The 23360-nt window shown below is 72.0% G+C and carries 21 protein-coding genes; 6 read left to right on the plus strand and 15 right to left on the minus strand.

From position 1 onward, the window contains the following. Positions 1–6: 6 nt before the first annotated feature. From APR04_RS10280 to APR04_RS10295, 4 genes are read right to left on the minus strand one after another with little or no spacing between them, the layout of a single operon-like run. Complete coding sequence (locus tag APR04_RS10280) at positions 7–1134, minus strand: ABC transporter ATP-binding protein (RefSeq protein ID WP_253869758.1); 1128 nt, start codon at positions 1132–1134, stop codon at positions 7–9. Then, entirely contained in the window at positions 1124–2023 is a 900-nt protein-coding gene (locus tag APR04_RS10285) for an ABC transporter permease (protein ID WP_253869761.1), read from the minus strand. The genes APR04_RS10280 and APR04_RS10285 overlap by 11 nt, the downstream gene beginning before the upstream one ends. Then, complete coding sequence (locus APR04_RS10290; protein WP_253869764.1) at positions 2020–3768, minus strand: glycosyltransferase family 4 protein; 1749 nt, start codon at positions 3766–3768, stop codon at positions 2020–2022. The genes APR04_RS10285 and APR04_RS10290 overlap by 4 nt, the downstream gene beginning before the upstream one ends. Beyond that, positions 3768–5078, minus strand: a complete 1311-nt coding sequence (locus APR04_RS10295) for a glycosyltransferase family 4 protein (protein WP_253869767.1) — start codon at positions 5076–5078, stop codon at positions 3768–3770. The genes APR04_RS10290 and APR04_RS10295 overlap by 1 nt, the downstream gene beginning before the upstream one ends. A 121-nt stretch (positions 5079–5199) precedes the next feature. On the opposite strand from APR04_RS10295, the gene APR04_RS10300 reads away from it, so the two are divergent. After that, entirely contained in the window at positions 5200–6270 is a 1071-nt protein-coding gene (locus APR04_RS10300) for an LCP family protein (protein WP_253869769.1), read from the plus strand. 54 nt (positions 6271–6324) lie between these two features. Here APR04_RS10300 and APR04_RS10305 read toward each other — a convergent pair whose 3' ends face one another. Together APR04_RS10305 and APR04_RS10310 are read right to left on the minus strand one after the other, a co-directional pair. Beyond that, positions 6325–8112, minus strand: coding sequence for a phospho-sugar mutase (locus APR04_RS10305; protein ID WP_372496088.1), 1788 nt, complete (start codon positions 8110–8112; stop codon positions 6325–6327). Continuing rightward, entirely contained in the window at positions 8112–8951 is an 840-nt protein-coding gene (locus tag APR04_RS10310; RefSeq protein ID WP_253869771.1) for a purine-nucleoside phosphorylase, read from the minus strand. The genes APR04_RS10305 and APR04_RS10310 overlap by 1 nt, the downstream gene beginning before the upstream one ends. A gap of 88 nt (positions 8952–9039) precedes the next feature. On the opposite strand from APR04_RS10310, the gene APR04_RS10315 reads away from it, so the two are divergent. Continuing rightward, positions 9040–10590, plus strand: a complete 1551-nt coding sequence (locus tag APR04_RS10315; protein WP_253869773.1) for an NAD(P)H-quinone dehydrogenase — start codon at positions 9040–9042, stop codon at positions 10588–10590. A 183-nt stretch (positions 10591–10773) separates the two neighbouring features. Here APR04_RS10315 and APR04_RS10320 read toward each other — a convergent pair whose 3' ends face one another. The 4 genes from APR04_RS10320 to APR04_RS10335 all read right to left on the minus strand — a co-directional run bounded on the left by APR04_RS10320 (position 10774) and on the right by APR04_RS10335 (position 14261). Continuing rightward, positions 10774–11238 carry a hypothetical protein gene (locus APR04_RS10320; protein WP_253869775.1) on the minus strand — a complete coding sequence of 155 codons (465 nt, stop codon included), beginning with the start codon at positions 11236–11238 and terminating at the stop codon, positions 10774–10776. A gap of 9 nt (positions 11239–11247) precedes the next feature. Then, the gene (locus APR04_RS10325) at positions 11248–11748 is read right to left on the minus strand and encodes an NUDIX domain-containing protein (protein ID WP_253869778.1); all 501 of its coding nucleotides are present in this window, start codon (positions 11746–11748) and stop codon (positions 11248–11250) included. A gap of 109 nt (positions 11749–11857) precedes the next feature. Next, entirely contained in the window at positions 11858–12328 is a 471-nt protein-coding gene (locus APR04_RS10330) for a hypothetical protein (RefSeq protein ID WP_253869781.1), read from the minus strand. Positions 12329–12452: 124 nt separating this feature from the next. Continuing rightward, a complete protein-coding gene (locus tag APR04_RS10335; RefSeq protein WP_372496089.1) occupies positions 12453–14261 on the minus strand; it encodes an acetyl/propionyl/methylcrotonyl-CoA carboxylase subunit alpha in 1809 nt (602 codons plus the stop codon). Between the two features lie 422 nt (positions 14262–14683). On the opposite strand from APR04_RS10335, the gene APR04_RS10340 reads away from it, so the two are divergent. After that, on the plus strand, positions 14684–15706 hold the full coding sequence (locus tag APR04_RS10340; protein ID WP_253869784.1) for a type IV toxin-antitoxin system AbiEi family antitoxin domain-containing protein: 1023 nt from the start codon (positions 14684–14686) through the stop codon (positions 15704–15706). 86 nt (positions 15707–15792) lie between these two features. On the opposite strand, the gene APR04_RS10345 is transcribed toward APR04_RS10340, so the two are convergent. The 5 genes from APR04_RS10345 to APR04_RS10365 all read right to left on the minus strand — a co-directional run bounded on the left by APR04_RS10345 (position 15793) and on the right by APR04_RS10365 (position 20790). Next, entirely contained in the window at positions 15793–16479 is a 687-nt protein-coding gene (locus APR04_RS10345; RefSeq protein WP_253869787.1) for a Maf family protein, read from the minus strand. A 118-nt stretch (positions 16480–16597) separates the two neighbouring features. Continuing rightward, positions 16598–18289: a DUF885 domain-containing protein gene (locus APR04_RS10350; protein ID WP_253869790.1), complete on the minus strand. Its 1692-nt coding sequence runs from the start codon at positions 18287–18289 to the stop codon at positions 16598–16600. 93 nt (positions 18290–18382) lie between these two features. Further along, entirely contained in the window at positions 18383–18622 is a 240-nt protein-coding gene (locus APR04_RS10355) for an acyl-CoA carboxylase epsilon subunit (protein ID WP_253869793.1), read from the minus strand. Next, positions 18619–19143, minus strand: a complete 525-nt coding sequence (locus APR04_RS10360) for a hypothetical protein (protein ID WP_253869795.1) — start codon at positions 19141–19143, stop codon at positions 18619–18621. The genes APR04_RS10355 and APR04_RS10360 overlap by 4 nt, the downstream gene beginning before the upstream one ends. A 48-nt stretch (positions 19144–19191) precedes the next feature. Next, on the minus strand, positions 19192–20790 hold the full coding sequence (locus APR04_RS10365) for an acyl-CoA carboxylase subunit beta (protein ID WP_253869797.1): 1599 nt from the start codon (positions 20788–20790) through the stop codon (positions 19192–19194). A 118-nt stretch (positions 20791–20908) separates the two neighbouring features. Here APR04_RS10365 and APR04_RS10370 point away from each other — a divergent pair, with 118 nt between their 5' ends. The 3 genes from APR04_RS10370 to APR04_RS30995 all read left to right on the plus strand — a co-directional run bounded on the left by APR04_RS10370 (position 20909) and on the right by APR04_RS30995 (position 23360). Continuing rightward, positions 20909–21745 carry a biotin--[acetyl-CoA-carboxylase] ligase gene (locus tag APR04_RS10370; protein WP_253869799.1) on the plus strand — a complete coding sequence of 279 codons (837 nt, stop codon included), beginning with the start codon at positions 20909–20911 and terminating at the stop codon, positions 21743–21745. A 187-nt stretch (positions 21746–21932) separates the two neighbouring features. Beyond that, positions 21933–22229, plus strand: coding sequence for a hypothetical protein (locus APR04_RS10375; RefSeq protein ID WP_253869802.1), 297 nt, complete (start codon positions 21933–21935; stop codon positions 22227–22229). A 63-nt stretch (positions 22230–22292) separates the two neighbouring features. After that, positions 22293–23360, plus strand: coding sequence for an adenylate/guanylate cyclase domain-containing protein (locus tag APR04_RS30995; protein WP_253869805.1), 1068 nt, complete (start codon positions 22293–22295; stop codon positions 23358–23360).

The raw sequence follows: 23360 nt of genomic DNA on the forward strand, positions 1-23360 counted from the left end.
GGCGGTTCACTGGTCGCCCACCTCAGCCCGCAGGGCGGCGGCACGTGCGGCCGTCGCCCTTGCCTGCTTGGCGTCGCGCCCCTTGGGCCGCGCATGCCGCTCCCGCACCGGCCCCTTGGGTGGTTCGGGCGTGTCGAACCGCACCTGTGTCTCCCGTCGTTCTGCGAAGGCGTCCTCGAGGACCTGCTTCGCTTCCTCTGGCTTGTCCTTCGCGTAGGCCCATGCCCACTTGCGATACCGCACAGCGACGTCCTGCGCCTCGCCGTCGAGCACCAGGCGACCGTGGTGCAGCCAGATGGCGCGCGTGCAGGACTCCTCGATCGTCTGGGCCGCGTGGCTGACCAGGAACACCGTTCCCGCTTCCTTCCGTAGCCGCTCCATACGGACCTCGCTGCGCTCCTTGAAGGCGGCGTCGCCGGTGGCCAGGGCCTCATCGATGAGCAGGATGTGCGGGCGCGCCGCCGTCGCGATGGCGAAGCGCAGGCGCGCCGCCATGCCCGAGGAGTAGGTCCGCATGGGCAGATAGATCGACTTGCCGAGGCCGGCGAGCTCGATGACGTCGGGGATCGCGGCCTGCGCCTCGGCGGGGGACAGACCCATCGCCAGGCAGCCGAGCCGCACGTTCTCCTCACCGGGCAGGTCGGGGACCAGCGCGGCGTTCACGCCGATGAGCACCGGCGTGCTCTCGGCAAGCACCTGGCCCTTGGTGGGCTTCTCGAGGCCGGCGATGATGCGCAGGAGCGTGCTCTTGCCGGAGCCGTTCTGGCCCACGATGCCGATCTGCTCGCCGGAGTTCGCGACGAACGAGATGTCCGTCAGGGCGCGCACCGTCACCTTGGCCTCCTGGCCGAGCACGTTGAGCACCGCCCGCTTGAGCTTGGCGCGGCGGCCACGGGTCGCGTCGGTGGACGGTGTCCGGTAGAACATCCGGAGGCCTTGCACCGCCACCGTCGGCCACAGCACAGGAGTGCTGCCCGACCGAGGTGCGACCGCGGCGACCTGCCCGGTGTGCGGCGGGGCCTGCACGGACATGGGTACCGCCCCGGAGAGCGGGCCCTGGACGGGTACCGGCATCGAGGCCGGACCGCCCTGACCGAGCTGTGCGGGCATCGGGTAGTCGAGGTCAGCGGCCATAGCTCTCCTCCGCTCGCCAGAAGGTGACGAACCCGATCACCAACATGCCCACCGCCCAGCCGCCGAGCCACACCCAGCGCATCGGGTCGGGCGTGGTGGCGTACAGCGCGCAGTCCCGCACGATGTCCAGCACGATGAACATCGGGTTGGCCTCGAGCACCATCTGCATCTCGGGCTCGTCCTTGAGGAGCGTGTCGAACGAGAAGAACACGGCCGACGCGTACAGCCAGATGCGCATCGACATCCTGATCAGGTTGGCGACGTCCGGCAGCGCCGCAGCCCACCGGGCCACCAGGAGCGACAGCCCCAGGGTGAACATGATCTGCAGCACCAGGGCGGCAGGCACCAGCGCGAGGCGCCAGGTGTACTCCTCGGCAGGGCCGATGAAGTAGATCAGCACGGCCAGCGTCACGAGCGTCGGGCCAAGGTTGAGCAGGTTGCGCAGCACCACCGAGATCGGCAGCGCCGCCCGCGGGAACGTGAACGCACGGATCAGGTTCTTGCCGGTCTGTACCGACCGCGCGCCGCCGTTGATCGACGACGTGGTGAACTGGAACAGGAACACCCCGATCAGCAGGTACCCGATGAAGTTCTCGATGCCGCGCGCGTTCTTCATCAGCAGGCCGAACACCAGGAAGTACACCCCGCCGTTGATCAGCGGGTCCAGGATCAGCCAGGCCTTGCCGAGCAGGCTCTGCCGGGTACCGCTGGCCACCTTCGCCCGGGCGTCCGCCCACAGGAAGTGCCGGCGCTCCCAGAGCAGCTCGATGTACTTCCCCAGCGGGGGCCGGGCACCGACGCGCGACAGGTTGCCGAGCGTCACCAGCTTGGTGGTCGTCGGCGACGCGTCGAACAGCGCCGAGTACGACCCGGTCTCGGGACCGCTCATGCCGGCACCCCCAGGCAGGTTCGGTAGATCCCCAGATACGTCTCCGCGTTTCGCACCCATGTCCTCTCGGCTGCTACCACTCGGCCGCGCTCGACGAGCTCGGCGCGCCGACCCACATCTTCAAGGAGGGCGCCGACCGACGTGGCCCAGCCCTCCGCGTCGTCGGCCCCGACGTGCAGTCCCGCACCACCCACCGCCTCGACCAGGGCCGGGAGGTCGCTCGCGACCACCGGACGACCCACCGCCATGGCCTCGACGGGCTTGAGCGGCGTCACCAGGCGCGTGACCTCGTGGTCGCGGCGGGGCACCAGCACGACGTCCAGCGCGGCCAGCCAGGTCAGCGCGACATCGGACGGTACCCGCCCGGGAAGCACCACGTGGTCGGCCACGCCCAGCTCGCGCGCGAGGCGCGCGAGACCTGGCCGCGAGACGCCGTCGCCCACCAGCACACCCGTCACGTCGTGCCCGCGGGCGCGCAGCGTCGCCACCGTCCGGACCACCGTCTCCAGGCCCTCGTAGTCGACCAGGCTGCTCACGGTGCCGATCGCGGGTCCAGCGGGCAGACCCAGCGCTGCCCGTGCGGCCTCCGGCGCCGGGTGCTCGGTGGTGAGCAGGGCGTCCGACACGGCGTTCGGCACCACGGTGATGCGCTCCAGGGGCACACCTCGTGCGACGAGGGCGTCGCGCATGGTGCCGCTGAGCGTCACCACGGCGTCGGCGGCGAGCGCCAGCTCGGTCTCCTTGGCCTGCATCAGGGCGCGACGACGCGACGCCGCAGCGCGGGCACGGCCCTCCGTCGTGCCGTGCGAGGCCACCCAGGTCTCCTCGGGCAGGCCGCGTACCTCGTAGACCCAGGGGATCCCGAGCCGCCGCGCCGCCGTCCGGGCCAGCACCCCGTTGGCCGACGGCGTCGTGGTGTGCAGGACGGAGGCACCCGCCTCGCGGGCGGCCTCGGTCAGCAGCTCTGCCTCCTGCGCGGTGCGCCGCGCGACGTCGGGCAGCAAGCGGCTCGGGACGAGACGCTGATAGGCGGCGCCGTCCACGACGTCGGTCCCACGTGCCGTGAGCGACCCGATGGTCAGCGGGTAGCCGGGCCGTGTCGTCGCGGACGCGCGCAGCCCGCCGGCGCGCTGCGCCACCAGGATCGCGTGCGAGCGGAGCGTGTATCCGCTCTGCGTGTGCGGCAGGGAGTTGGTGAGGTGGTGCAGCACGGTGATGCCGCCAGGGCCGGTGGGCCCGGCCGGTGCCGGCTCGGCGCCGCGGGCCTGGTGGGCACGACCGCTGGCGTCGTCCTGCGGCCCGGGCTGCAGCACAGCCACCTGCGCGCGCAGCCCGGCGGGCGCGTCCGGCCCGATCGACTCGGTGTCGCCCAGCAGCCAGGCAGCGCGGTAGCGCGCGGGACCGGCGCCGTCGACGCCGTCGAGCAGGTCGGGCCGACCCACCGCGACGGCGACCTCGGCCGCGACCCGCAGGCCACGACCGTCGCGGCGAGCGAGCAGCTGCTCTGCCTCGTCGGCGGCACGGGCGGTGTCACCCGCGAGCATGCGGCCCAGCGCGTGCGGGGCGGACGGCGTCGGCGTGAGCCCGAGGGCGCGCACGAGTGGCCGGCGCAGCGGCTCCGGAGCTCGCCGGGCGGTCTGGACAGCGAGCCAGACCGGGTCCTCGACGAGAGTCCTGGCGACAAAGGACGTGGTGAAGCGCAGGTTGCGCGCGAGCTCGCCCGCGCGCCGCAGCGATGGCGCCATCAGTACCGTGCCCCTCGGCCGGGGCCCTCAGCAGTCAGGGGGTGGGGGAGCAGCTCGTCCAGCAGCTCGGAGTAGCGGTGGCCCAGCACCGCGTCGCTCGCGTGCCCCGCGACCCAGGTGGCGGCGTCGGGCGAGGCGGCGGGCACGACCCCGTCGGACAGCCAGCCGCACCACAGGTCGGCGAGGCCCTCGACGTCGCCGGGGCGCACGACGGCGCCCGCGCCGTTCGCCGCGACCAGGCTGGCGGCCTCACCGGCGAGGCACGCCGATGCGACGACGCCGGACGCCATGACCTCGTACAGCTTGGACGGGACGGTCCATTCGAATGGCTCCCAGTCCCGCAGGGAGACGATCACGCTGTCGGCCCAGGCGTACAGGTCGCGCACCTCGGTGGACGGCACGGAGGGCTCGACGCGGACCGGCGCGTCCAGCTCGGCCGCCAGGAGCCGCAGCGGCTCCAGCTCGTTGCCGTGTCCGACGATGCGCACGTCGAGCGCGTAGCCGCGCGCCTGGACCAGTGCCGCGGCGCGTACCGCGACGTCCAGGCCCTGCGACCGGCCGACGGTGCCCGCGTAGACGACACGCAGGGGGCGACCCGCCAGGGCGACGGGAGCGTTCTCACGGACGGGTGCGAACGCGGTCCCGTTGCGCACCACTGCCACGTTGCGGACGCCACGCGACCGCAGCACCTCCGCGAACGCGGCGGTGGTGGTGACCACGAGGTCCGCTCGGGCCTGGAGGCGGGTGACGGTGCGGTGCACCGCGCGCGCCGCGAGGTCACGCAGGCCGCGACGCAGGTCGCCGCTCCGTCCCCGGCGCAGCAGGATGCCGCTGGGCTGGATCAGGTCCGGCCAGGCGTCGCGCATCTCGACGACGAAGCTGGCCCGGTGCCAGCGGGCGAGAGCCCAGCCGGCGACGACGCTCGGGATTCCGGGGACCGTCGCGATGACGACGGCCGGCCGGCCCGTAGGGGACCGGACCCCGCGCAGCACCGAGCTCACGGCGGCAACCATCTGGTCCACGGCTCGCGAGCCCAGGCCATGGGAGTGCTCGCGGTAGTTCACCCGGATGATTTTTTCCCCGTGGTCCCCGGAACTGACTGATCCAGGCAGGTGGTCAGGTGAAAGGTGGGTGATCTTTCCCGAAGGGTAGTGCGGCGGAGGTGTGAGAACGGTGAGGGGATATCCGGCTGGGACCAGGTGGCCGGCCAGTGCTCCCCAGCGCCGCTGGGGTGCCCCCGACTCGGGCGCATAATGGTGTGTAACCAGGAGAATCGTGCGGTTCTGCGAGTTCTTTGCGCGAGCGATCACGGCGACCCTCCTCTCTGTCCGACTTCCCGCCAGGGCGCACGGATTTCGCCCCTGAGGGCGCGTTCCGGTTGCGGTGCAGGCACAAGGGTAGTAGCCCAAAACAACACTAGGATCACGAGCTATGGCCGCACCTGATCGAAAGAACGATCTTCTCGCCGTACCCAACCCTGTCGACGGAGACGTGCGCCACGCGCGCCGCCGGCGCCGGAGCAAGGGATTCGTCGCCGGACTCGTCGCCGGGGCGCTCCTGCTCGTCGGCGGTGGAGGGGCCGCGGCCTACTTCGGCTACCGCATGTCGCTCGACGACAACATGGAGCGGATCGACCCGTTCGCAGAGATCGACCCCTCGACCCGCCCCAGCGCGGAACCGGTGGAGGGACCGACCGCACCGGTGAACATCCTGGTGCTCGGCTCGGACAGCCGGATCTCGGCCGGCGACCCGAACGCCTGGGAGGCCGGCGCGCAGCGCACCGACGCGATCATGCTGGTGCACCTGTCCGCCGACCGGGAGTCGGCGGCGGCGATCTCGATCCCTCGTGACTCCTGGGTACCGATCCCGGGCCATGGCGAGGCGAAGATCAACGCGGCGTTCTCCTACGGCGGCCCGCCCCTGATGATCCAGACGGTCGAGGATCTGACGGGCGTGCGCATCGACCACTTCGCGGTGACCGACTTCGAGTCGTTCAAGGCCCTGACGGACTCCCTGGACGGGGTCGAGATCACGGTGCCCGACGGCGACGGTGGTTCGGAGCGGCTGGCGATGACCGGTGAGGAGGCGCTGGCCTTCACGCGGGAGCGCTACGCCCTGTCCAACGGTGACTTCGGCCGGGTGCAGCGGCAGCAGGCCTGGATGCGGGCCATCGTGGCGAAGGCCAAGAACAGCATGAGCGAACCCCTGAAGATGGCCAGCTTCCTCGAGGCCATCACCAGTTCGGTAGCTGTCGACCAGGACCTCACGCTCGACCGGATCCAGGAGCTCTTCACGGGCGCCGAGAAGATCTCGACGAACGACATCTCGTTCATGACGGCGCCGTACTCGGGTACGGGACGCAGCGCCGACGGCCAGTCGATCGTCGTGCTCGACCGCGCGACGTTCGACCCGCTCATGAAGGCGGTGGCGAAGGACGAGGTGCCGGACTTCCTGGCCGCCAACTCGGACGCCATGGACGTGCTGCCGGCGGTCGTGCAGTAGGTCGCTCAGGCGCCGGCCGGTCCCGCAGCCCTCTGGGCCGCGGGACCGGTGTCGTCAGAGTCCCAGCGCCGCGCGGAGGTCGGACCGGACCTTGGCCAGGCGGCCCCGCGCGGCGACCCGAGCCGCGGACAGGGAGCCGGCGGAGGCTCCCGGGTCGACCGGCGAGACCACCTCGATGTAGCACTTGATCTTCGGCTCGGTGCCGCTGGGCCGCACGATCACGCGGGTGTCGTCGGCGGTCAGCAGCACCACGCCGTCGGTCGGGGGCAGGCCGTCCAGGCCCTCGGCGAGGTCACGCACCGAGCTGACGGGCGAGCCGGCCAGGATCGTCGGCGGCGACCTGCGCAGCGACGCCATGGTCGATTCGATCTCGGCGAGATCCTCGAACCGTGCCGACACCTGGCCGGTGACGTGCAGACCGCAGGCGCGGGCGACGTCGTCGAGCCGGTCCAGGAGGGTGCGGCCGTCGGCGGCCAGCCGGTTGGCCAGCTGCGCGACGGCGACCGCTGCCGACAGCCCGTCCTTGTCCCGTACGTGCTCGGGGTCCACGCAGTAGCCGAGGGCCTCCTCGTACCCGAACACGAGGTCAGGGGTGCGCGAGATCCACTTGAACCCGGTCAGCGTGGTGGCGTGCTCCAGCCCGTGCCGTGCCGCGATCGCGGCCAGCGCGCGCGACGACACGATCGAGCAGGCCAGCGTGCCACCCGTGCCGGCGCGCGCGGCCCGTTCGGCCGCGTCCCAGCCGAGCAGCATGCCGACCTCGTCGCCGTGCAGCATGCGCCAACCCTGCGAGGCCGCGGTCTCCGCGCCCTGGTACGTGCCGTACTGCGGGTCCAGGACGGCGACGGCGCACCGGTCGGCGTCGGGGTCGTTCGCGATGACGAGGTCCGCATGGGCGTCCTGAGCCAGCGCAAGGGCCATGTCGATCGCCCCCGGCTCCTCGGGGTTGGGGAACGCGACGGTGGGGAAGTCCGGGTCGGGCTCGGCCTGCTCCTTCACGGGTACGACGTCGGTGAAGCCGGCCTCTGCCAGCACGCGCGCGACGGCGGCGCCGCCCACGCCGTGCAGCGACGTCGTCACGATGCGGAGCTTGGTGCGCGGCTCGCCGTCGTGCAGGGTGGCCACGGCGGCGTGGTAGGCGTCGGTGACCTCCGGGCCGAGCACGGTCCAGCCGGACTCGGCGCGCGGCACGCCCTTGGCGGCGCGTACGAGGGCGATCTCGCCGGCGATCAGGGCGTCGGACGGCGGGACGATCTGTGCGCCCTGCCCCGCGTCGGTGACGACCCGCCCGCCCAGGTACACCTTGTAGCCGTTGTCGGCTGCGGGGTTGTGGCTCGCGGTGACCATGACGCCGGCGTCGGCCGACAGGTGGCGCACCGCGAAGGCGAGCACAGGAGTGGGACCCGGCGCGGGCATGAGCTGGACCTCGGCCCCTGCGGCGACGAGCACGGCGGCCGTGTCGCGGGCGAATGCGGCCGAGCGGTGCCGTGCGTCGAACCCGACCACGACACGCGGAGCCTTGCCTGCGGTCTCCGCCTTCAGGAAGGCGGCCAGCCCGGCGGCGGCCGCGATCACCACGGCGCGGTTCATCCGGTTCGGCCCGGCGGCCATGGCGCCGCGCAGCCCCGCCGTGCCGAACTGCAACGTGCCGGAGAACCGGTCGACGAGCTCGGCGACGGCGGGCGCCCGGATGCCGCTGCCGGTCGTCCTGGCGATCAGCGAGCGCAGCTCTTCGACGTCGGCCGCGTCGACGTCGGCGGCCATCCAGGCCTCGGCGCGCGCGATGATGTCGGGTGCGGCGAGCGCCTCGGCGGTGGTCGGCTGGTTGGGGGACATGGCCATCAGATCTGCTTGATCACTCGGGCGAGCAGGTCGCTGATCCGGGGCCCGGCCTCCCGGCCCGCCTCCAGCACCTCGTCATGGGACAGCGGGTGGGGGCTGATCCCGGCGGCCAGGTTGGTGGCGAGCGAGATGCCGAGGACGTCCATGCGGCAGTGGCGGGCGGCGATGGCCTCCAGCGCCGTCGACATGCCGACCAGGTCGGCGCCCATCAGGGAGGCCATCTTGACCTCGGCCGGCGTCTCGTACTGGGGTCCGTGGAACTGCGCGTACACGCCCTCGGGCAGGTCCGGGTCCACGCTGCGCGCGACGTCGCGCAGGCGCGGCGTGTACACGTCGGTCATGTCGGCGAACTTGGCGCCCTCGAGCGGCGTCTGCCCCGTGAGGTTCAGGTGGTCCTTGATGAGGACGGGCTGGCCGGGCCGCCAGCCGATGTGCACGCTGCCGCAGCCGTTCGTGAGGATCACGGTCTCGCAGCCCGCGGCCGCGGCGGTGCGGATGCCGTGCACGACCCGTCGGGGCCCGAGGCCCTCGTAGAGGTGCGTGCGCGAGCCGAGGACCAGCGCGTGCCGTACCGCGCCGTCGGGCCGCTCGAAGCGGATCGAACGCGTGGTGGCCAGGTGGCCCTTGACCGCAGGCCCCCGGAAGCCGGGGATCTCGGCGGTGGGGATCTCCGCGACGACGTCGCCGATCAGCTCGGCCGCACCGCCCCAGCCGGAGCCGAGGACGAGTGCGACGTCGTGCCCCGGCACCCCCGTCTTGGCCGCGATGTACTCCGCGGCCGCGGCAGCGACGTCGAACGGGTCGGTCGTCGGGTCGTCAAGATCTGGCTCCGTGCTCATGGTCCGAGGTTAACGCCACTTTCCCCCTGGCACGCGTCCACGAGCTGACGGCATCCTCGATACTCGCGGACGATGCGAGAATGGGGCCGTGACTTCCCTCGATCCCATAGCTGTCCCGCCCCACGTCGTCGTCGTGGGAGGTGGGCCCGGTGGCTACGAGGCGGCGCTCGTCGCGCGCAGCCACGGCGCGCAGGTCACCGTGGTGGAACAGCAGGGCATGGGTGGTGCGGCGGTCCTGACCGACGTCGTCCCCTCCAAGACCCTCATCGCCACCGCCGAGTGGATGACCATCGCCGACCGCGCCCCGGAGCTCGGCATCCGCATGCCGAGCGACGTCGTGGACCCGCTGTCCGACGTCGACGTCTCGCTGGCGACCGGCGGCATCCCCGTGGTGTCCGCCTACGCGGCCCCGGCGCTGGGCGGCGCGGGCGTGCAGGCGGCGGCGTCGGCTGCCGGTACGGCGGAGGAGAAGCGCAAGCACTTCGTCGACCTGCAGGCCGTCAACAAGCGGGTGCTCGCCCTCGCGCGGGCGCAGAGCGCCGACATCCGCGGCCGCCTGGAGCGCGAGGGCATCCGGATCATCGCGGGCAAGGGGCGGCTGGACGGGCCGGCACACGTGGTGGCCGAGCTGGCCGACGGCACGAGCGAGGTGCTGGAGGCGGAGTCGATCCTCCTCGCGCTCGGCGCCACCCCGCGCACCCTGCCCACCGCGGTGCCCGACGGCGAGCGGATCCTCACCTGGACGCAGATGTACAACCTGCGTGAGCTGCCCGAGCGGCTGATCGTGGTCGGCTCCGGTGTCACCGGTGCCGAGTTCGCGGGCGCGTACAACGCGCTCGGGTCGGACGTGGTGCTCGTCTCCAGCCGGGACCGCGTGCTGCCCGGTGAGGACGAGGACGCCGCCGAGCTGCTCGAGGGCGTGTTCCGCTCCCGTGGCATGACCGTGCTGTCCCGCTCGCGTGCGGCGTCGGCGGTGCGTACCGACGACGGCGTCGAGGTGACGCTGTCCGACGGGCGCGTGGTGCACGGCTCGCACGTCCTGGTCGCGGTCGGCGGGGTGCCCGCGACGTCCGGGCTGGGGCTCGAGGAGGCGGGGGTGCGGCTGTCGGAGACGGGGCACATCGTCGTCGACCGGGTCTCGCGCACCTCGGTTCGCGGCATCTACGCGTCCGGCGACTGCACCGGTGTGCTCCCGCTCGCGTCCGTGGCTGCCATGCAGGGCCGCATCGCCGTGGCGCACGCCCTCGGTGACACCGTGCAGCCGCTCGCGCTCCGCACCGTCGCCTCCAACATCTTCACCGCGCCCGAGATCGCTACCGTCGGCTACAGCGAGGAGAAGCTGCGCGCGCAGAGCTCTCGCTACATCACGACGACGCTGCCGCTCGCCCGGAACCCGCGCGCCAAGATGCTGGGCGTCAAGGACGGGTTCGTGAAGCTCTTCGCGCACCCGGAGGCCGGGGTGGTGCTCGGCGGCGTGGTCGTGGCACCGCGTGCGTCCGAGCTGATCTTCCCGATCACGCTCGCTGTGCAGCACCGGCTCACGGTGGAGGACGTCGCCTCCGCGTTCACGATCTACCCGTCACTGTCGGGCTCGATCGCCGAGGGCGCGCGAGTGCTGGACGCGCGCGTGGGGAAGTAGGGCTCAGGCTCTGCTTGTTCGTCGCCTGAGCCTGCGGTTCCGCTCCGGGCGAGTGCCTCGTTCCTCGGCCCTCGTTCTGGGCTGTACCTCGGGCTCAGGCTCTGCCTGTTTCGCCTGAGCCTGCGGTTCCGCTCCGGGCGAGTGCCTCGTTCCTCGGCCCTCGCCCTGCGCTGCGCCTCCGGCTCAGGCGACGCTTGCGTCCAGGACGATCTGGCCGCCCTCGACCTTCGCGCTCGAGACCGTGATGCCCGGGACCTTCGCCTCCAGCAGCCGCTCGACGTCGACGGCGATCCGCGCGTCCGGCTGCACGTCGACGACGCCCGGCGGCAGTCCCTGCTTGGCGACCTCCTGCTCGATGGGCGCGGCGGCGAGGCTGAGCAGCCGGTGGGCCGGCAGGCCCGCGGCGTTCACCTCGACCGTGAGCGTCGCGACGCCCCGCTCGAAGGCGGCCAGCTTCACGTCGGCCCGCACGATCGGCGCGATCTTCACGGCCAGCTTGAGCGGGCCGGGCAGGGTCTCGAGGCGGCGCAGGTCCGCGACCACGCGGATCACGTCCCCGTCGCCGACGACGGACGTGATGACGGGCGGGGCCTGCTTGGCGATCCGCGCCAGGCCGAGCACCTCTTCGGGAGCGATCCGGATATGCACGAATCGACCCTAACCCAGCAAGGTGAGCAAGCGGGGTAGTGCCTCGCCGAACGCCGGCAGCAGAGTCAGCGAGCCCAGGTCGCCGAGCCCTGCCCAGCGCACCTCCAGGCTCTCCGGGTCGGCGGCGCGCGGCTCGACGCGGTATCCCGGCGCGACGTCGGCCACCACTGTCGTGTAGGTCCATGCAGGGTGCTCCAGCACGTGCGTGCCCACGACGTGCACGGCGGCCGGGTCGATCGCGGCCTCTTCTGCGGCTTCGCGCAGCGCACCGGCGGCCGGCTTCTCGTCCGGTGCGAGTGCGCCGCCAGGGATGCCCCAGGTGCCGCCCATGTGCGACCACAGGGCGCGGTGCTGGAGCACCAGGTGCGAGGGTGTCCCGTCGAGGTCCCGGCGGACGAGGAGCAGCCCGGCAGCTCCGAACAGCCCCCAGTGCCGGTGGTCCCCGCACGTCACCCAGCCGTCGCCGCCGTGCCGGTGCAGGTCGGTCGGGGGCACTGTCGCGTTCGGCACGGCGTCAGTCTGTCAGGTCTTGGCCTGCGATGTGGAGGGCGACCATGCGACTGTGTCCCGCCTCCGACCCGTCGTGGCGGGTCGGAGGCGGGACAGCACGGTGGCCCGCTCAGGCGTCCTTGGCGACACCTTCGACGATGACCTTGCCGCCCTCGAACCGGAAACCCGTCACCTCGGTGAACGTATCGCGCATCAGGGCCAGCACGTCGAGCGAGACCGTGCCGTCCTTGCGGAGCTGCACGGCGTGCTCGGGCAGCCCGTTCTTGCGCACCATCTTCGCGATGGTCCCGGAAGCGAGCGGGAGCAGCTTCGTGGCGGGCAGGCCGGCGGCGTCGGCTTCGACCTGGAGCACCGCGATGTTCTGCCAGAAGGAGGTGATCCGCGCAGTCGCGTGCATGACCGGGACGGCCTTGGCCGCGATCTTGACGGGAAGCGGGGCATAGGTCAGGCGGCGCAGGTCCGCTGTCACGGAGATAGCGCCGTCGTCGCAGGTCAGATCACTGACGAACGACGGAAGGGACTTACGGGGACGGACGAGGGCGATGGCCTCTTCGGGGCTCAGTACTACGACGTGTGTCACGTTGCAGAACTTAGCGGATCAAAGACAACCTTCGATGACCGTTCCATCCGCTATCCGCACCTATTGGGCGCTTTTCACCCGTGTCGCTCTGGAATTCACCCGCTGGAAGCGGTCCGGTTCCGGATCAGTCGACGATCTCACAGATCGGAGCGCCTGCCGTCACCCCGCCGCCGGGCGCGGCCGTCAGGGATCGCACGGTGCCCGCACGGTGCGCCAGGATCGGCTGTTCCATCTTCATGGCCTCCAGCACGACGACGAGGTCGCCCTCGGCCACCTGCGTGCCGTCCTCGACCGCGACCTTGACGATGGTGCCCTGCATGGGGGAGGCCAGCGTGTTCCCGGTGGAACCGCTCGACGCCTTGGCGCCGGCGGTGCGCCGCGCGGGGCGGCGGGCGGCGTTCGCCGAACGTGCGCGACCCGCGGCGACGCCCAGGCCTGCGGGCAGCACGACCTCGAGCCGGCGCCCGCCCACCTCGACGACCACCCGTTCGGCGGCTACCTCTTCCTCGTCGGCCTCGGGGGCCGGTGCGGGCGCCGCCGGGGCCAGCGTCTTGAGAGTGTCGGCGAACTCCGTCTCGATCCAGCGGGTGTGCACGCGGAAAGCGGAGCCGTCGGCGGGGACGAACGCGTCGGCCTCGAGGACCGCCTTGTGGAACGGGACCACCGTGGGGATGCCCTCGACCACGAGCTCACGCAGCGCGCGCCGGGCCCGCTCGACCGCCTGCGTACGCGTGGCGCCCGTGACGATGAGCTTGGCGATCATCGAGTCGAACGCTCCGGAGACGGAGTCGCCCGCGACGACACCCGTGTCGACGCGCACGCCCGGGCCCGACGGCCACGCGATCGTGTTGAGGCGGCCCGGCGCCGGGAGGAAGCCCATCGCAGGGTCCTCGCCGTTGATGCGGAACTCGATGGAGTGCCCCCGCACGGCAGGGTTGTGGTAGCCCAGCTTCTCGCCCGCCGCGATGCGCAGCTGCTCGCGCACCAGGTCGATGCCCGTGACCTCCTCGGTCACCGGGTGCTCCACCTGGAGCCGCGTGTTCACCTCGAGGAAGGAGATGGTGCCGTCCATCCCGACGAGGAACTCGCAGGTACCCGCGCCGACGTAGCCGGCCTCACGGAGGATCGCCTCCGACGCCGCGTACAGGGACTTCTCCTGCTCCGGCGTGAGGAACGGCGCCGGCGCCTCCTCCACCAGCTTCTGGTGGCGGCGCTGCAGCGAGCAGTCCCGGGTCGAGACGACCACGACGTTGCCGTGGGTGTCCGCGAGGCACTGCGTCTCCACGTGGCGCGGCTTGTCCAGATAGCGCTCCACGAAGCACTCGCCCCGGCCGAACGCGGCCACCGCCTCGCGGACCGCCGAGTCGAACATCTCGTCGATCTCGTCGAACGTGCGCGCGACCTTCAGGCCGCGGCCGCCGCCGCCGAACGCCGCCTTGATGGCGATGGGCAGCCCGTACTGCTCGGCGAAGGCCCTGACCTCGCTGCTGTCCTTGACCGGGTCCGGCGTGCCGGGAACCAGGGGAGCGCCCGCGCGCTGCGCGATGTGGCGCGCGCTGACCTTGTCGCCGAGCGACTCGATGGCCGACGGCGGGGGGCCGATCCAGGTGAGCCCGGCGTCGATCACCGACTGGGCGAACTCCGCGTTCTCGGACAGGAAGCCGTAGCCGGGGTGCACGGCGTCTGCCCCGGACCGGCGGGCGACGTCGAGCAGCTTGGCCGGGTCGAGGTACGTGTCCGCGGCGCGGGCGCCGCCGAGCGCGAAGGCCTCGTCGGCGAGGTGGACGTGCAGCGCCTCGCGGTCCTGGTCGGCGTAGACGGCGACGGACGTCAGCCCCGCGTCGGCGCATCCACGGGCCACGCGGACGGCGATCTCACCACGGTTGGCGATGAGCACCTTCGAGATGGTTCGGGGCAGGCTGGAACTGGGCACGGCTCACCGTAACCCGGTGGTACCGGGCCGACGTACCGCCTCCGGGCACCCGGCGAAAAGTCTGGAGACCAGACCAACCGCGGCGCGGGCCGTTTGGAGGGTTCCGACATGGCGTCGGCCCCGGAACATCGGATGGACACGATCTGGTTGTGGACATCCGTCAGACGACCGGCCCGGCCCGGCCGAAGGTAGCAGTAGTCGCTCTTTGAGCGGCTATAAAGCGACCGGCCCTACGTTCGGCAGGTTAGCGCGACTGGTCCTACGTTCGGCCGGGGCCCTTCAAGAAGTCCTCTCGGCATCATGCGGAGGTCGACGACGGCAGCTGCACGCGAGCCCGACCACAGCCGCCGCAACGGATCAGCTGTCCACAGCGTCGCTGATCCGGGCCCTGGCGAGCCTGTCATCGGGGTGGGATCAGCGTCATGAGACCCATGAGGACCCTGCCGCAGGCGTTGCGTGCGGCCGCCGCCGCGCAGGAAGGCCTGGTGAGCAAGGCGCAGTGCGATGCGGCCGGAATCAACAAGGACGCCGTGGCACTGCTGATCAGGCAGGGCCGGTGGAGTCGCGTCACCCGGGGCGTCTACGACACCGACCCGGAACCGGCGCAGCGGCGGTTGCGAGACGGCTACCACGACCACCTCCGACGTCGGGCCGCCTGGCTGGGCATGCTCGCGGTACCGGACGGGATCGCCACTGGTGCGTGCGCGCTGGCGCTGCTCGGGATCGGTGGACTGCCCGCGGACCTGGTGCCGGAGGCCGCGCGGCCGGGGGGAATGTATGCGGCCGTCGGTGTGGGGATCGTGCTGCGTCGGTACAGGTTCTTCGCGGACCAGCCCTACCGGGGGCGTCGTGTGGCGGCTCTGGTTCCCGCACTGGCGCAGGCGCTCCCGACGCTGTCCCGCCATGAGGCGGTGGCAGTGCTCAGCGACGCCCTGCGGGAGGGGCACCTCGACGGAGCCGGGCTTCAGCGCGTCCGCGAACAGGTGCGCGGACGGCGCGGCGCCGCGCAGGTGCTCTGCCTGCTCGACCTGGGTGAAGTCCGCGACGGGTCCACCGCCGAGACCCACGCTCGGTTGTCCTTCGTCGACCACGGAGTGCCGCCCGACGGGCAGCAGGTCACGTTCGTCGCGGGCGGTGTCGTCCTGGCCAGGGTCGACTTCGTCTGGGCTCTGCCCGACGGTCGCTACGTGGTGGTCGAGATAGACGGGCGAGCATTCCATTCCGGGGAAGCGATGCTTGCCGACGACGCGGCGCGCCAGAACGGGCTCGTCGCCACCGACAGGCTGATCGTCCTCAGGTTCCCGGCGGCCAGGGCCCTGGCCGGGAGCGTCCCCAGCGTCGGTGCGGAGATGGCTGAGCGACTGACCCGGCTGGGCTGGGTCCCGGGCACCCACCTTGGCCCCACGGTGGCCCTGGACAACACAGGCCCTCGGCGTCGAACGTAGGAGTGGTCGCCTTGTGAGCGCTCATGAAGCGACCACGCCTACGTTCGACGGGTTAGAGCGAGCAGGCCTACGTTCGGCTCGTCCGGTCAGGACGTGCGGAGGGTGCGCCAGGGGACGTTCAGCTCGGCCAGCAGCTCGCGGAGCAGCGGCAGGCTGATGCCGACGACGCCGTGGTGGTCCCCCTCGATGCGCTCGATGTACGGGCCGCCGAGGCCGTCGATGGTGAAGGCTCCCGCCACCTGCAGCGGTTCGCCGGTGGCGACGTAGGCGTCGATCTCGTCGTCGTCGATGTCGGCGAACCAGACGGTCGTCGAGCTGGTCGATCCGATGGTGCCGCCCGTGCCGCCGTCGGTGTCGTCGTCGCGCAGGTCCACCACCCAGTGGCCGGTGTGCAGCACACCCTTGCCACCGCGCATCGAGCGACAGCGCTCGCGTGCCGTCTCGGGGTCGGCGGGCTTGCCCACGATCGTGCCGTCGATCTCGAGCATGGAGTCGCAGCCGATGACGATGACGTCGGTCGCGGTGTCCTGCCCGTCGGCGTCGGCGTCGGCGTCGTCCCGGGTCGCTTCCAGCCGGGACGCCACCTCCTCGGCCTTGGCCTGGGCGAGGACGAGCACGGCGTCGGCGGGATCGAGCTCGCCGAACCGCTCTGCGGCATCGGCGAGCACCTTGTCCTCGTCGACGCCCGAGACCACGACGGTCGGGGTGACACCGGCGGACTTCAGCGTCGCGAGTCGGGCGGGGGACTGTGAGGCGAGAACCAGGCGTGGCACGCGCGCCACGCTACCGAGTATGCGGCGCTGTGAAACAGAGAAACCGCGATTCGCCCGACGTGACCCACGTCACTTCGGGTGCCCGGCTCCCGGATACCCGACGCCCCCCCGCCGAAGCTCAGGTCAGCGCCTCGCGGAGGGTGTCCAGGCCTACGGAACCCAGGTTGAGGGCCCGGGCGTGGAACGCCTTGGCGTCGAGCTCCTGGCCGCGTGTGGTGGCGGCACTCCGCGCGGTGTCCCGGGTCTGCTCCCACAGGCGCTGGCCCACCTTGTACGACGGCGCCTGGCCGGGCCAGCCGAGGTACCGGTTGAACTCGAAGCGGACGAACTGCTCCGGCATGTTCACGTTGGCCAGGAGGAACGGCCAGCCCTTCTCCGCCGTCCAGGTCCCGCCGCCCCACTGCTCGGGAGCCTTGAGGCCGAGGTGCACGCCGATGTCGAACACCACGCGAGCCGCGCGGAGGCGCTGCGCGTCGAGCATGCCGAGGCGGTCGCCCGGGTCCTCCATGTAGCCGAGCTCGGCCATGAGCCGCTCCGCGTACAGGGCCCAGCCCTCGCCATGGCCGGAAACCCAGCAGGCCAGCCTGCGCCAGCTGTTCAGCGTCTCGCGCGCGAACACGGCCTGGCCGCACTGCAGGTGGTGGCCCGGAACGCCCTCGTGGTAGACCGTCGTCTTCTCGCGCCAGGTGTTGAACTCCGTGACGCCCTCCGGCACGGCCCACCACATGCGGCCCGGCCGGGACCAGTCGTCGCTCGGCGGGGTGTAGTAGATGCCGCCCGACTGGGTGGGCGCGATCATGCACTCCAGGTCGAGCACGGGCTCCGGCACGTCGAAGTGGGTGCCGTTCAGCGCGGTGATCGCGGCGTCGGACGTCTCCTGCATCCAGGCCTTCAGGGCCGCCGTGCCGAGGAGCTTGCGCGCCGGGTCGGCGTCGAGCACCGCGACGGCCTGCTCGACGGTGGCGCCCGGGCCGGCGATCGTCGCGGCCACGGACTCCTGCTCCGCGACGATGCGGGCCAGCTCCTCCACGCCCCACTGGTAGGTCTCGTCGAGGTCGACCTTCGCACCCAGGAAGTAGCGCGACCAGAGGGTGTAGCGCTCGCGCCCGACGGCGTCGGCCTCCGGCGCCTGCGGTGCGAGGTCGCGCTCCAGGAAGTCGGCGAGCTTGCCGTACGCGGCCTGCGCACCCTGCGCCGCCCGCTCGAGGTCGCCGCTCAGCGCGTGCCCCTCACCGAGCGTCGTCAGCGCGGCCTCGCCCGTGACGAACGACGTGAAGAACGAGTCGGCTCCGGCCAGCTCGCGCGCCTGGGTGACGCACTCACGCACCTGGCGCACGGCGGCGACGTCGCCCTTGGCGGCGGCAACGGTGAGCGACTCGATGTACCCGTCGACGGCGCCAGGTAGCCCGTTCAGCCGGGACGAGATGTTCTCCCAGGCCTCGACGGAGCCGGTCGCCATGATGTCGAAGACGTCGCGCAGCTGCTGCACCGGCGACTCGATGTTGTTCAGGGTGCGCAGGTCCTCGCCGGCCTCGTGCAGCTCGAGGTCGAGTCCCACGCGCTCGCGCATCGCGGAGAGCGTGACCCGGTCGACGTCGTCTGCTGGTTGGAGTCCGTCGAGCTTGGCCAGGACGTCCCGGCCGGCCTGCGCGACGGCGTCGTGGCCGGCCGGCGACAGGTCGTTCATCTCGTGGTCGTGGCCGGGCAGGCCCATTGCGGTGGCCGAGAGCGGGACGAGCTCGGTGAGGCGCGTGACGTAGTCGTCGGCGACGGCGTCGATCGGCGTAGGTGTGCGTGCGGGGCTGGTCATGGCGGCGAGCCTACGGCGGACACGTCCGTTCCCGGCAGCACATTTACGGTGCCGCGCTCGGCCGCGCCGGCCTCGCACGCCGTGCCTCCTGCCTCAGGACCGCAAGCTCCACCGCCACGCGTCGGCGTTGTGCCGGCCGGAGCGGCCGCCGAAGTTCTTGGCGGTCGAGGCGCCGTTCCCGCGCAGCACACGGGCGTGATTGATCCACTCGTCGAGCGGCGCGGCGTCGTCGGGCTCCGGACCCGCCGCCGCGACCGCGGCGAGGCCGGCGACCAGGGCGGCCACCTCGACGTCGTCCGGCTCGCCGCGCACCACGCGGACCTGGGAGCTCACTCGTCGTCCTCCTCGTAGAAGCCGAAGCCGGGCGCGTCGCCGCGCGAGGCCGCCCACTCAGCGATGTCGTAGCCGCCCTCGGTGAGGTGCGTCGCCACGGACTCGCCGGCGGCGTCGAGCAGGTCGATCACGCCGTCCAGGGTGGCGTCGCCGCCGCGCGCGGCGACGACGAAGCCCAGGTAGAACGACTCGCCGCCCTCTGGCAGCTCGGACTCGATGATCTCGTCGACCTCGGACTCGTCAGCCGGCTCCCACACGGACGACGTGAGGTCGGGGTGCATGCCGAGCGAGCCGTGGAGCGTGTCGAACAGGGCGGCGTTCAGGTGCCCCACCGTCGCCTCGAGGGCCAGCACGCGCGGGTCCTCGTCCGCCTCGGCGGCGCCGAACTCGGCGCGGACACCGACGGCCGTCCCCACGTAGTCGTGCAGCGCAGCCGCCAGCGCGTCGACCGCACGGTGCATCGGCTCCGTGTCGACGCGGCCCATCGGCGCCGGGCCGTGGGTGGCGTCCTCGTGGCTCATGTAGCTCCTCATCCGGCTCAGGTCTGACTGTTCGGGTCCACCCGCCGGTCAGAGCGGGATGTTGCCGTGCTTCTTCGGAGGAAGCGTAGATCGCTTGGTGCGCAGCGCGCGCAGCGCACGCACCACCTGCACGCGTGTCTCGGACGGGCGGATGACCGCGTCGACGTATCCGCGCTCCGCGGCGTCCCACGGGTTGACGATCGCGTCCTCGTACTCGGCGGTCAGCCGGGCACGTTCGGCCTCGACGTCGCCGCCCGCCTCCTGGACGGCGCGCAGGGCTCCGCGCTGCAGGATGTTCACTGCGCCGCTCGCGCCCATGACCGCGATCTGCGCCGTCGGCCAGGCGAGGTTGACGTCCGCGCCGAGCTGCTTGGAGCCCATGACGATGTAGGCGCCGCCGTACGCCTTGCGCGTGATGACGGTGATCAGCGGCACCGTCGCCTCGGCGTACGCGTAGATCAGCTTCGCGCCGCGGCGGATGATGCCCTGGTGCTCCTGTCCGACGCCGGGGAGGAAGCCCGGCACGTCGACGAACGTCAGCACGGGGATGTTGAAGGCGTCGCAGGTGCGCACGAACCGCGCGGCCTTCTCGGCGGCGTCGATGTCGAGCGTGCCGGCCATGGACTGCGGCTGGTTGGCGACGATGCCGACCGACTGGCCCTCCACGTGCCCGAACCCGACCAGCACGTTGGTCGCGAACATCGGCTGCACCTCGAGGAACGACTCGGGGTCGAGGACGGCCTCGATGGCCTCGCGCATGTCGTAGGGCTGGTTGTCGCTGTCCGGGATCAGCTCGTCGAGGGCCTCGTCCTCGGCGGTGACCTCCAGCGCGGTCTCGTCGTCGGGCGGGAAGGCCGGCGCGTCGGAGAGGTTGTTCTGCGGCAGGTAGCCGATCAGGTGCCGCACGTAGTCGATCGCGTCGTCCTCGTCCTGGCCCATGTAGTGCGCCACGCCCGACTTCGAGTTGTGGGTGCGGGCGCCGCCCAGGGTCTCGAAGTCGACGTCCTCGCCCGTCACCGTGCGGATCACGTCGGGACCCGTGATGAACATGTTGGACGTCTGGTCGGCCATGACGATGAAGTCCGTCAGGGCGGGCGAGTACACCGCACCGCCCGCGCTCGGGCCGAGGATCAGGGAGATCTGCGGGATCACGCCCGACGCCGCGACGTTGCGCCGGAACATCTCCGCGAACTGCGTCAGGGCCGCCACGCCCTCCTGGATGCGGGCGCCACCGCCGTCGCTGATGCCGATGAGCGGCACCCCGGTCCGCAGCGCGAGGTCCTGCACCTTGGTGATCTTCTGGCCGTGCACCTCGCCGAGGCTCCCGCCGAACGCCGTGAAGTCCTGCGAGTAGACGCAGACCTGGCGACCGTCGATGGTGCCGTAGCCGGTCACCACGCCGTCGCCGGCGATGCGCTTCTTCTCCAGCCCGAAGTTGCGGCTGCGGTGCATCGCGAGCGCGTCCAGCTCGGTGAAGCTGCCCTCGTCCAGGAGCGCGTCGACACGCTCCCGCGCGGTCTTCTTGCCCCGCTTGTGCTGCTTCTCCTGGGCCGTCTCCTCCGGGATGTCGATGGCGGCTGCCCGGCGCGCGTCGAGGTCGTCGAGCTTGGCGCGCGTGCCGGTGAGGGTCGAGATGGCGTCGTTCACGGTTCGAGCGTAGTTGTCGGATGCCTCCGGTTCGATGCGTGACCGTCCAGCGGGTCACGCCGCTGCCTTGTGGGTTTCCTCCAAGGGCATGCGCGGCGGCGAGGGGAGAGGATGGGGTGTGCACCAGTCCCTGTACCTCGACAAGCTCATCGTCCCCGGGTTCGGACACGTCGAGGTGGTCGAGACCTCTTCCTCCACCAACGCGGAGCTCGTCGCCGCCGTCCGCTCCGACCCGGCCGCCTGGCCGGCGCCGTCGGCCCTGATCGCCGAGCACCAGACCGCAGGAAAGGGACGAGCCGGACGGTCCTGGGAGACGCCGGCGCGCGCGGGCCTCACCGTGTCCGTGCTGCTGCGCCCCCGCGTCCCGGTGGGAGCCCTGGGCTGGCTCCCGCTGCTGGCCGGGCTCGCGGTGGTCCGCACGGTGTCCGACGGCGGTGTCACCGCCGCCGTGAAGTGGCCCAACGACGTCCTGCTGCCCGCCGTCGACACCGTCGCCGGGCTGGGGCTCTACCGCAAGGTGGCGGGCATCCTGGCCGAGGTGGTGCCGGAGCCGCCCGGCGCGGATCGCACGGCGCCCGGAGTGGTGCTCGGGATCGGGCTCAACGTGTCGCAGTCAGCGGCCGAGCTCCCCGTGCCGACGGCGACGTCGCTGGCGCTCGCCGGTTACCCCCGCCCGGACCGGACCGACGTGCTGGTCCGGCTGCTGGGTGAGGTGCACGCCGTCGTCCGGCGGTGGGAGCAGGCCGGCGGCGACGCCGCGGCGGCCGGGCTGCTGGACGAGTACACGGCGGTGTCCTCCACGCTCGGCACCCGCGTGCGCGCCGAGCTCGCCGGCGGAGCGGGTGTGCTGGAGGGCGTGGCGTCCGGCCTGGACGAGTCGGGCGCGCTGGTGGTGCGCCTGGACTCGGGCGAGGAACGCACGGTGACCGCAGGCGACGTCTGGCACCTGCGGTGACGCGCACGGGGTGAGCGGCCCGACGGGGCCGCCCGCGCGGCTTTTCCCCGCGTCCCGGTGCGGGTGAACTGCGCCGGCCGGGCGGGTGAACTCGGCGGCAGACTCTGCCGCGCGACGGGCGATCTGCGTTAATCTCCGACGCAAGCGAGGGCAGCTACAGGGCGGGCGCGCGACGGCGGGAGATGCCATGGAGGCAGGTCGAACCACGGTCGGGGTGGCCAAGGCGGTCGTGTGTGCGGCGGCGATCGTCACGGTCTATCTGATCAGCACCGTCCGGCTGGACCGGGGTGTCGTGCAGGCGGACGGGACCCCGACGGCGGGCCTGGTCGCAGCCGGTGTCGCGTGGCTCCTGGTCGTCTGGGCCCTGCTCTACCGCGACGACGGCGTACGCGGTGTCCGGCTCGGGCTGTGGAACGTCGTCACAGTGGTCGGGATGCTGCTCGTGCTCATGGGCATACCGCTCGCCCTGACCTTCTGGGGCTGATCCCGTCGGTCCGTGGGGCAGGTGTATGCGGGTGCATGGGGTGTGCGCGCCTACAGTGGTGACGTGCTCCACAATTCCGAAACCTCCCACAGCCACCACGACACACCGGGTGCTGACACCGCGGCTCGGCTCGACGAGACGCTGCTGGGTGGCGCCCGTCGCTACGCGCTGTCGCAGGTGGTGGAGCTGACGGGACTCGACGAGCAGTTCGTGACCAGGTATTGGCGCTGGATCGGTCTCCCGGTCACGCACCCGACGGAGACCTGGTTCACCGACGCCGACGTCGAGGCGCTCAAGGACGCGGCCGGCCTGTTCTCCGCCGAGCAGATGGACGAGCGCGCCCAGATGACCTTCATCAGGTCCGTCGGCCACACCACGGAACGGCTGGCGCTGTGGCAGGTCGAGGCGCTCGTGGAGCACCTCGCGCGGCGCTACGAGCTCGACGAGACCTCGGCCCGCCTGCTCGCCCTCGACCGGCTCCCCGAGATGTCCGAGATGCTCAGCCGCCAGCTGGAGCACGCCTGGCGGCGTCAGCTCGCTGCCCTGACGGGGCGCACCGCCATCGAGTTCGCCGGCTCCCGCGGTGACGACCGCAACGACACGCAGCAGCTGCCCCTGGTGCGGGCGGTCGGGTTCGCGGACATCGTGTCGTTCACGAAGCGCACGGCGGGGCTCGGCTCGGAGGAGCTGGCGGAGTTCGTGCAGCGGTTCGAGGCCGGCGCCCGAGACATCATCACCAACGCTGGCGGCCGCGTCGTGAAGACCATCGGCGACGCGGTCCTCTTCGTGACCGACGACCTCTCGACCGGCGCCGAGGTGGCCCTCGGTCTGGCCGAGACCTCCGGCGCGGCGCTGGGGACCGCCGCCCCGGGCGACCCGGAGATCCCGGTCCGGGTCGGGCTCGTGTGGGGGCGGGTCCTGTCCCGGTTCGGCGACATCTTCGGCCCCACCGTCAACCTGGCCTCGCGCCTCACCGAGCAGTCCGACCCCTCGACCGTCCTGGTCGACAAGGAGACCGCCGCCAAGCTCGCGACGAGCTCGCGCTACGCGCTCACCGCGCAGCCGGTCCGGGACATCCCGGGCATCGGACGGATGGCGCCGGTCCGTCTCCAGCGCGCCTACCAGGCCTGA

Origin of the sequence: Promicromonospora umidemergens, assembly GCF_024171995.1 — a bacterium.
Lineage (GTDB): Bacteria > Actinomycetota > Actinomycetes > Actinomycetales > Cellulomonadaceae > Promicromonospora > Promicromonospora umidemergens.

What these genes read in the sequence shown, in the direction of transcription:
- APR04_RS10290 (WP_253869764.1), bottom strand. Translation starts at nt 3,768, where the DNA reads ATGGCGCCATCGCTGCGGCGCGCGGGCGAGCTCGCGCGCAACCTGCGC.
- APR04_RS10285 (WP_253869761.1), bottom strand. Translation starts at nt 2,023, where the DNA reads ATGAGCGGTCCCGAGACCGGGTCGTACTCGGCGCTGTTCGACGCGTCG.
- APR04_RS10350 (WP_253869790.1), bottom strand. Translation starts at nt 18,289, where the DNA reads ATGACCAGCCCCGCACGCACACCTACGCCGATCGACGCCGTCGCCGAC.
- APR04_RS10280 (WP_253869758.1), bottom strand. Translation starts at nt 1,134, where the DNA reads ATGGCCGCTGACCTCGACTACCCGATGCCCGCACAGCTCGGTCAGGGC.
- APR04_RS10340 (WP_253869784.1), top strand. Translation starts at nt 14,684, where the DNA reads ATGAGACCCATGAGGACCCTGCCGCAGGCGTTGCGTGCGGCCGCCGCC.
- APR04_RS10375 (WP_253869802.1), top strand. Translation starts at nt 21,933, where the DNA reads ATGGAGGCAGGTCGAACCACGGTCGGGGTGGCCAAGGCGGTCGTGTGT.
- APR04_RS10305 (WP_372496088.1), bottom strand. Translation starts at nt 8,112, where the DNA reads ATGGCCATGTCCCCCAACCAGCCGACCACCGCCGAGGCGCTCGCCGCA.
- APR04_RS10300 (WP_253869769.1), top strand. Translation starts at nt 5,200, where the DNA reads ATGGCCGCACCTGATCGAAAGAACGATCTTCTCGCCGTACCCAACCCT.
- APR04_RS10360 (WP_253869795.1), bottom strand. Translation starts at nt 19,143, where the DNA reads ATGAGCCACGAGGACGCCACCCACGGCCCGGCGCCGATGGGCCGCGTC.
- APR04_RS10310 (WP_253869771.1), bottom strand. Translation starts at nt 8,951, where the DNA reads ATGAGCACGGAGCCAGATCTTGACGACCCGACGACCGACCCGTTCGAC.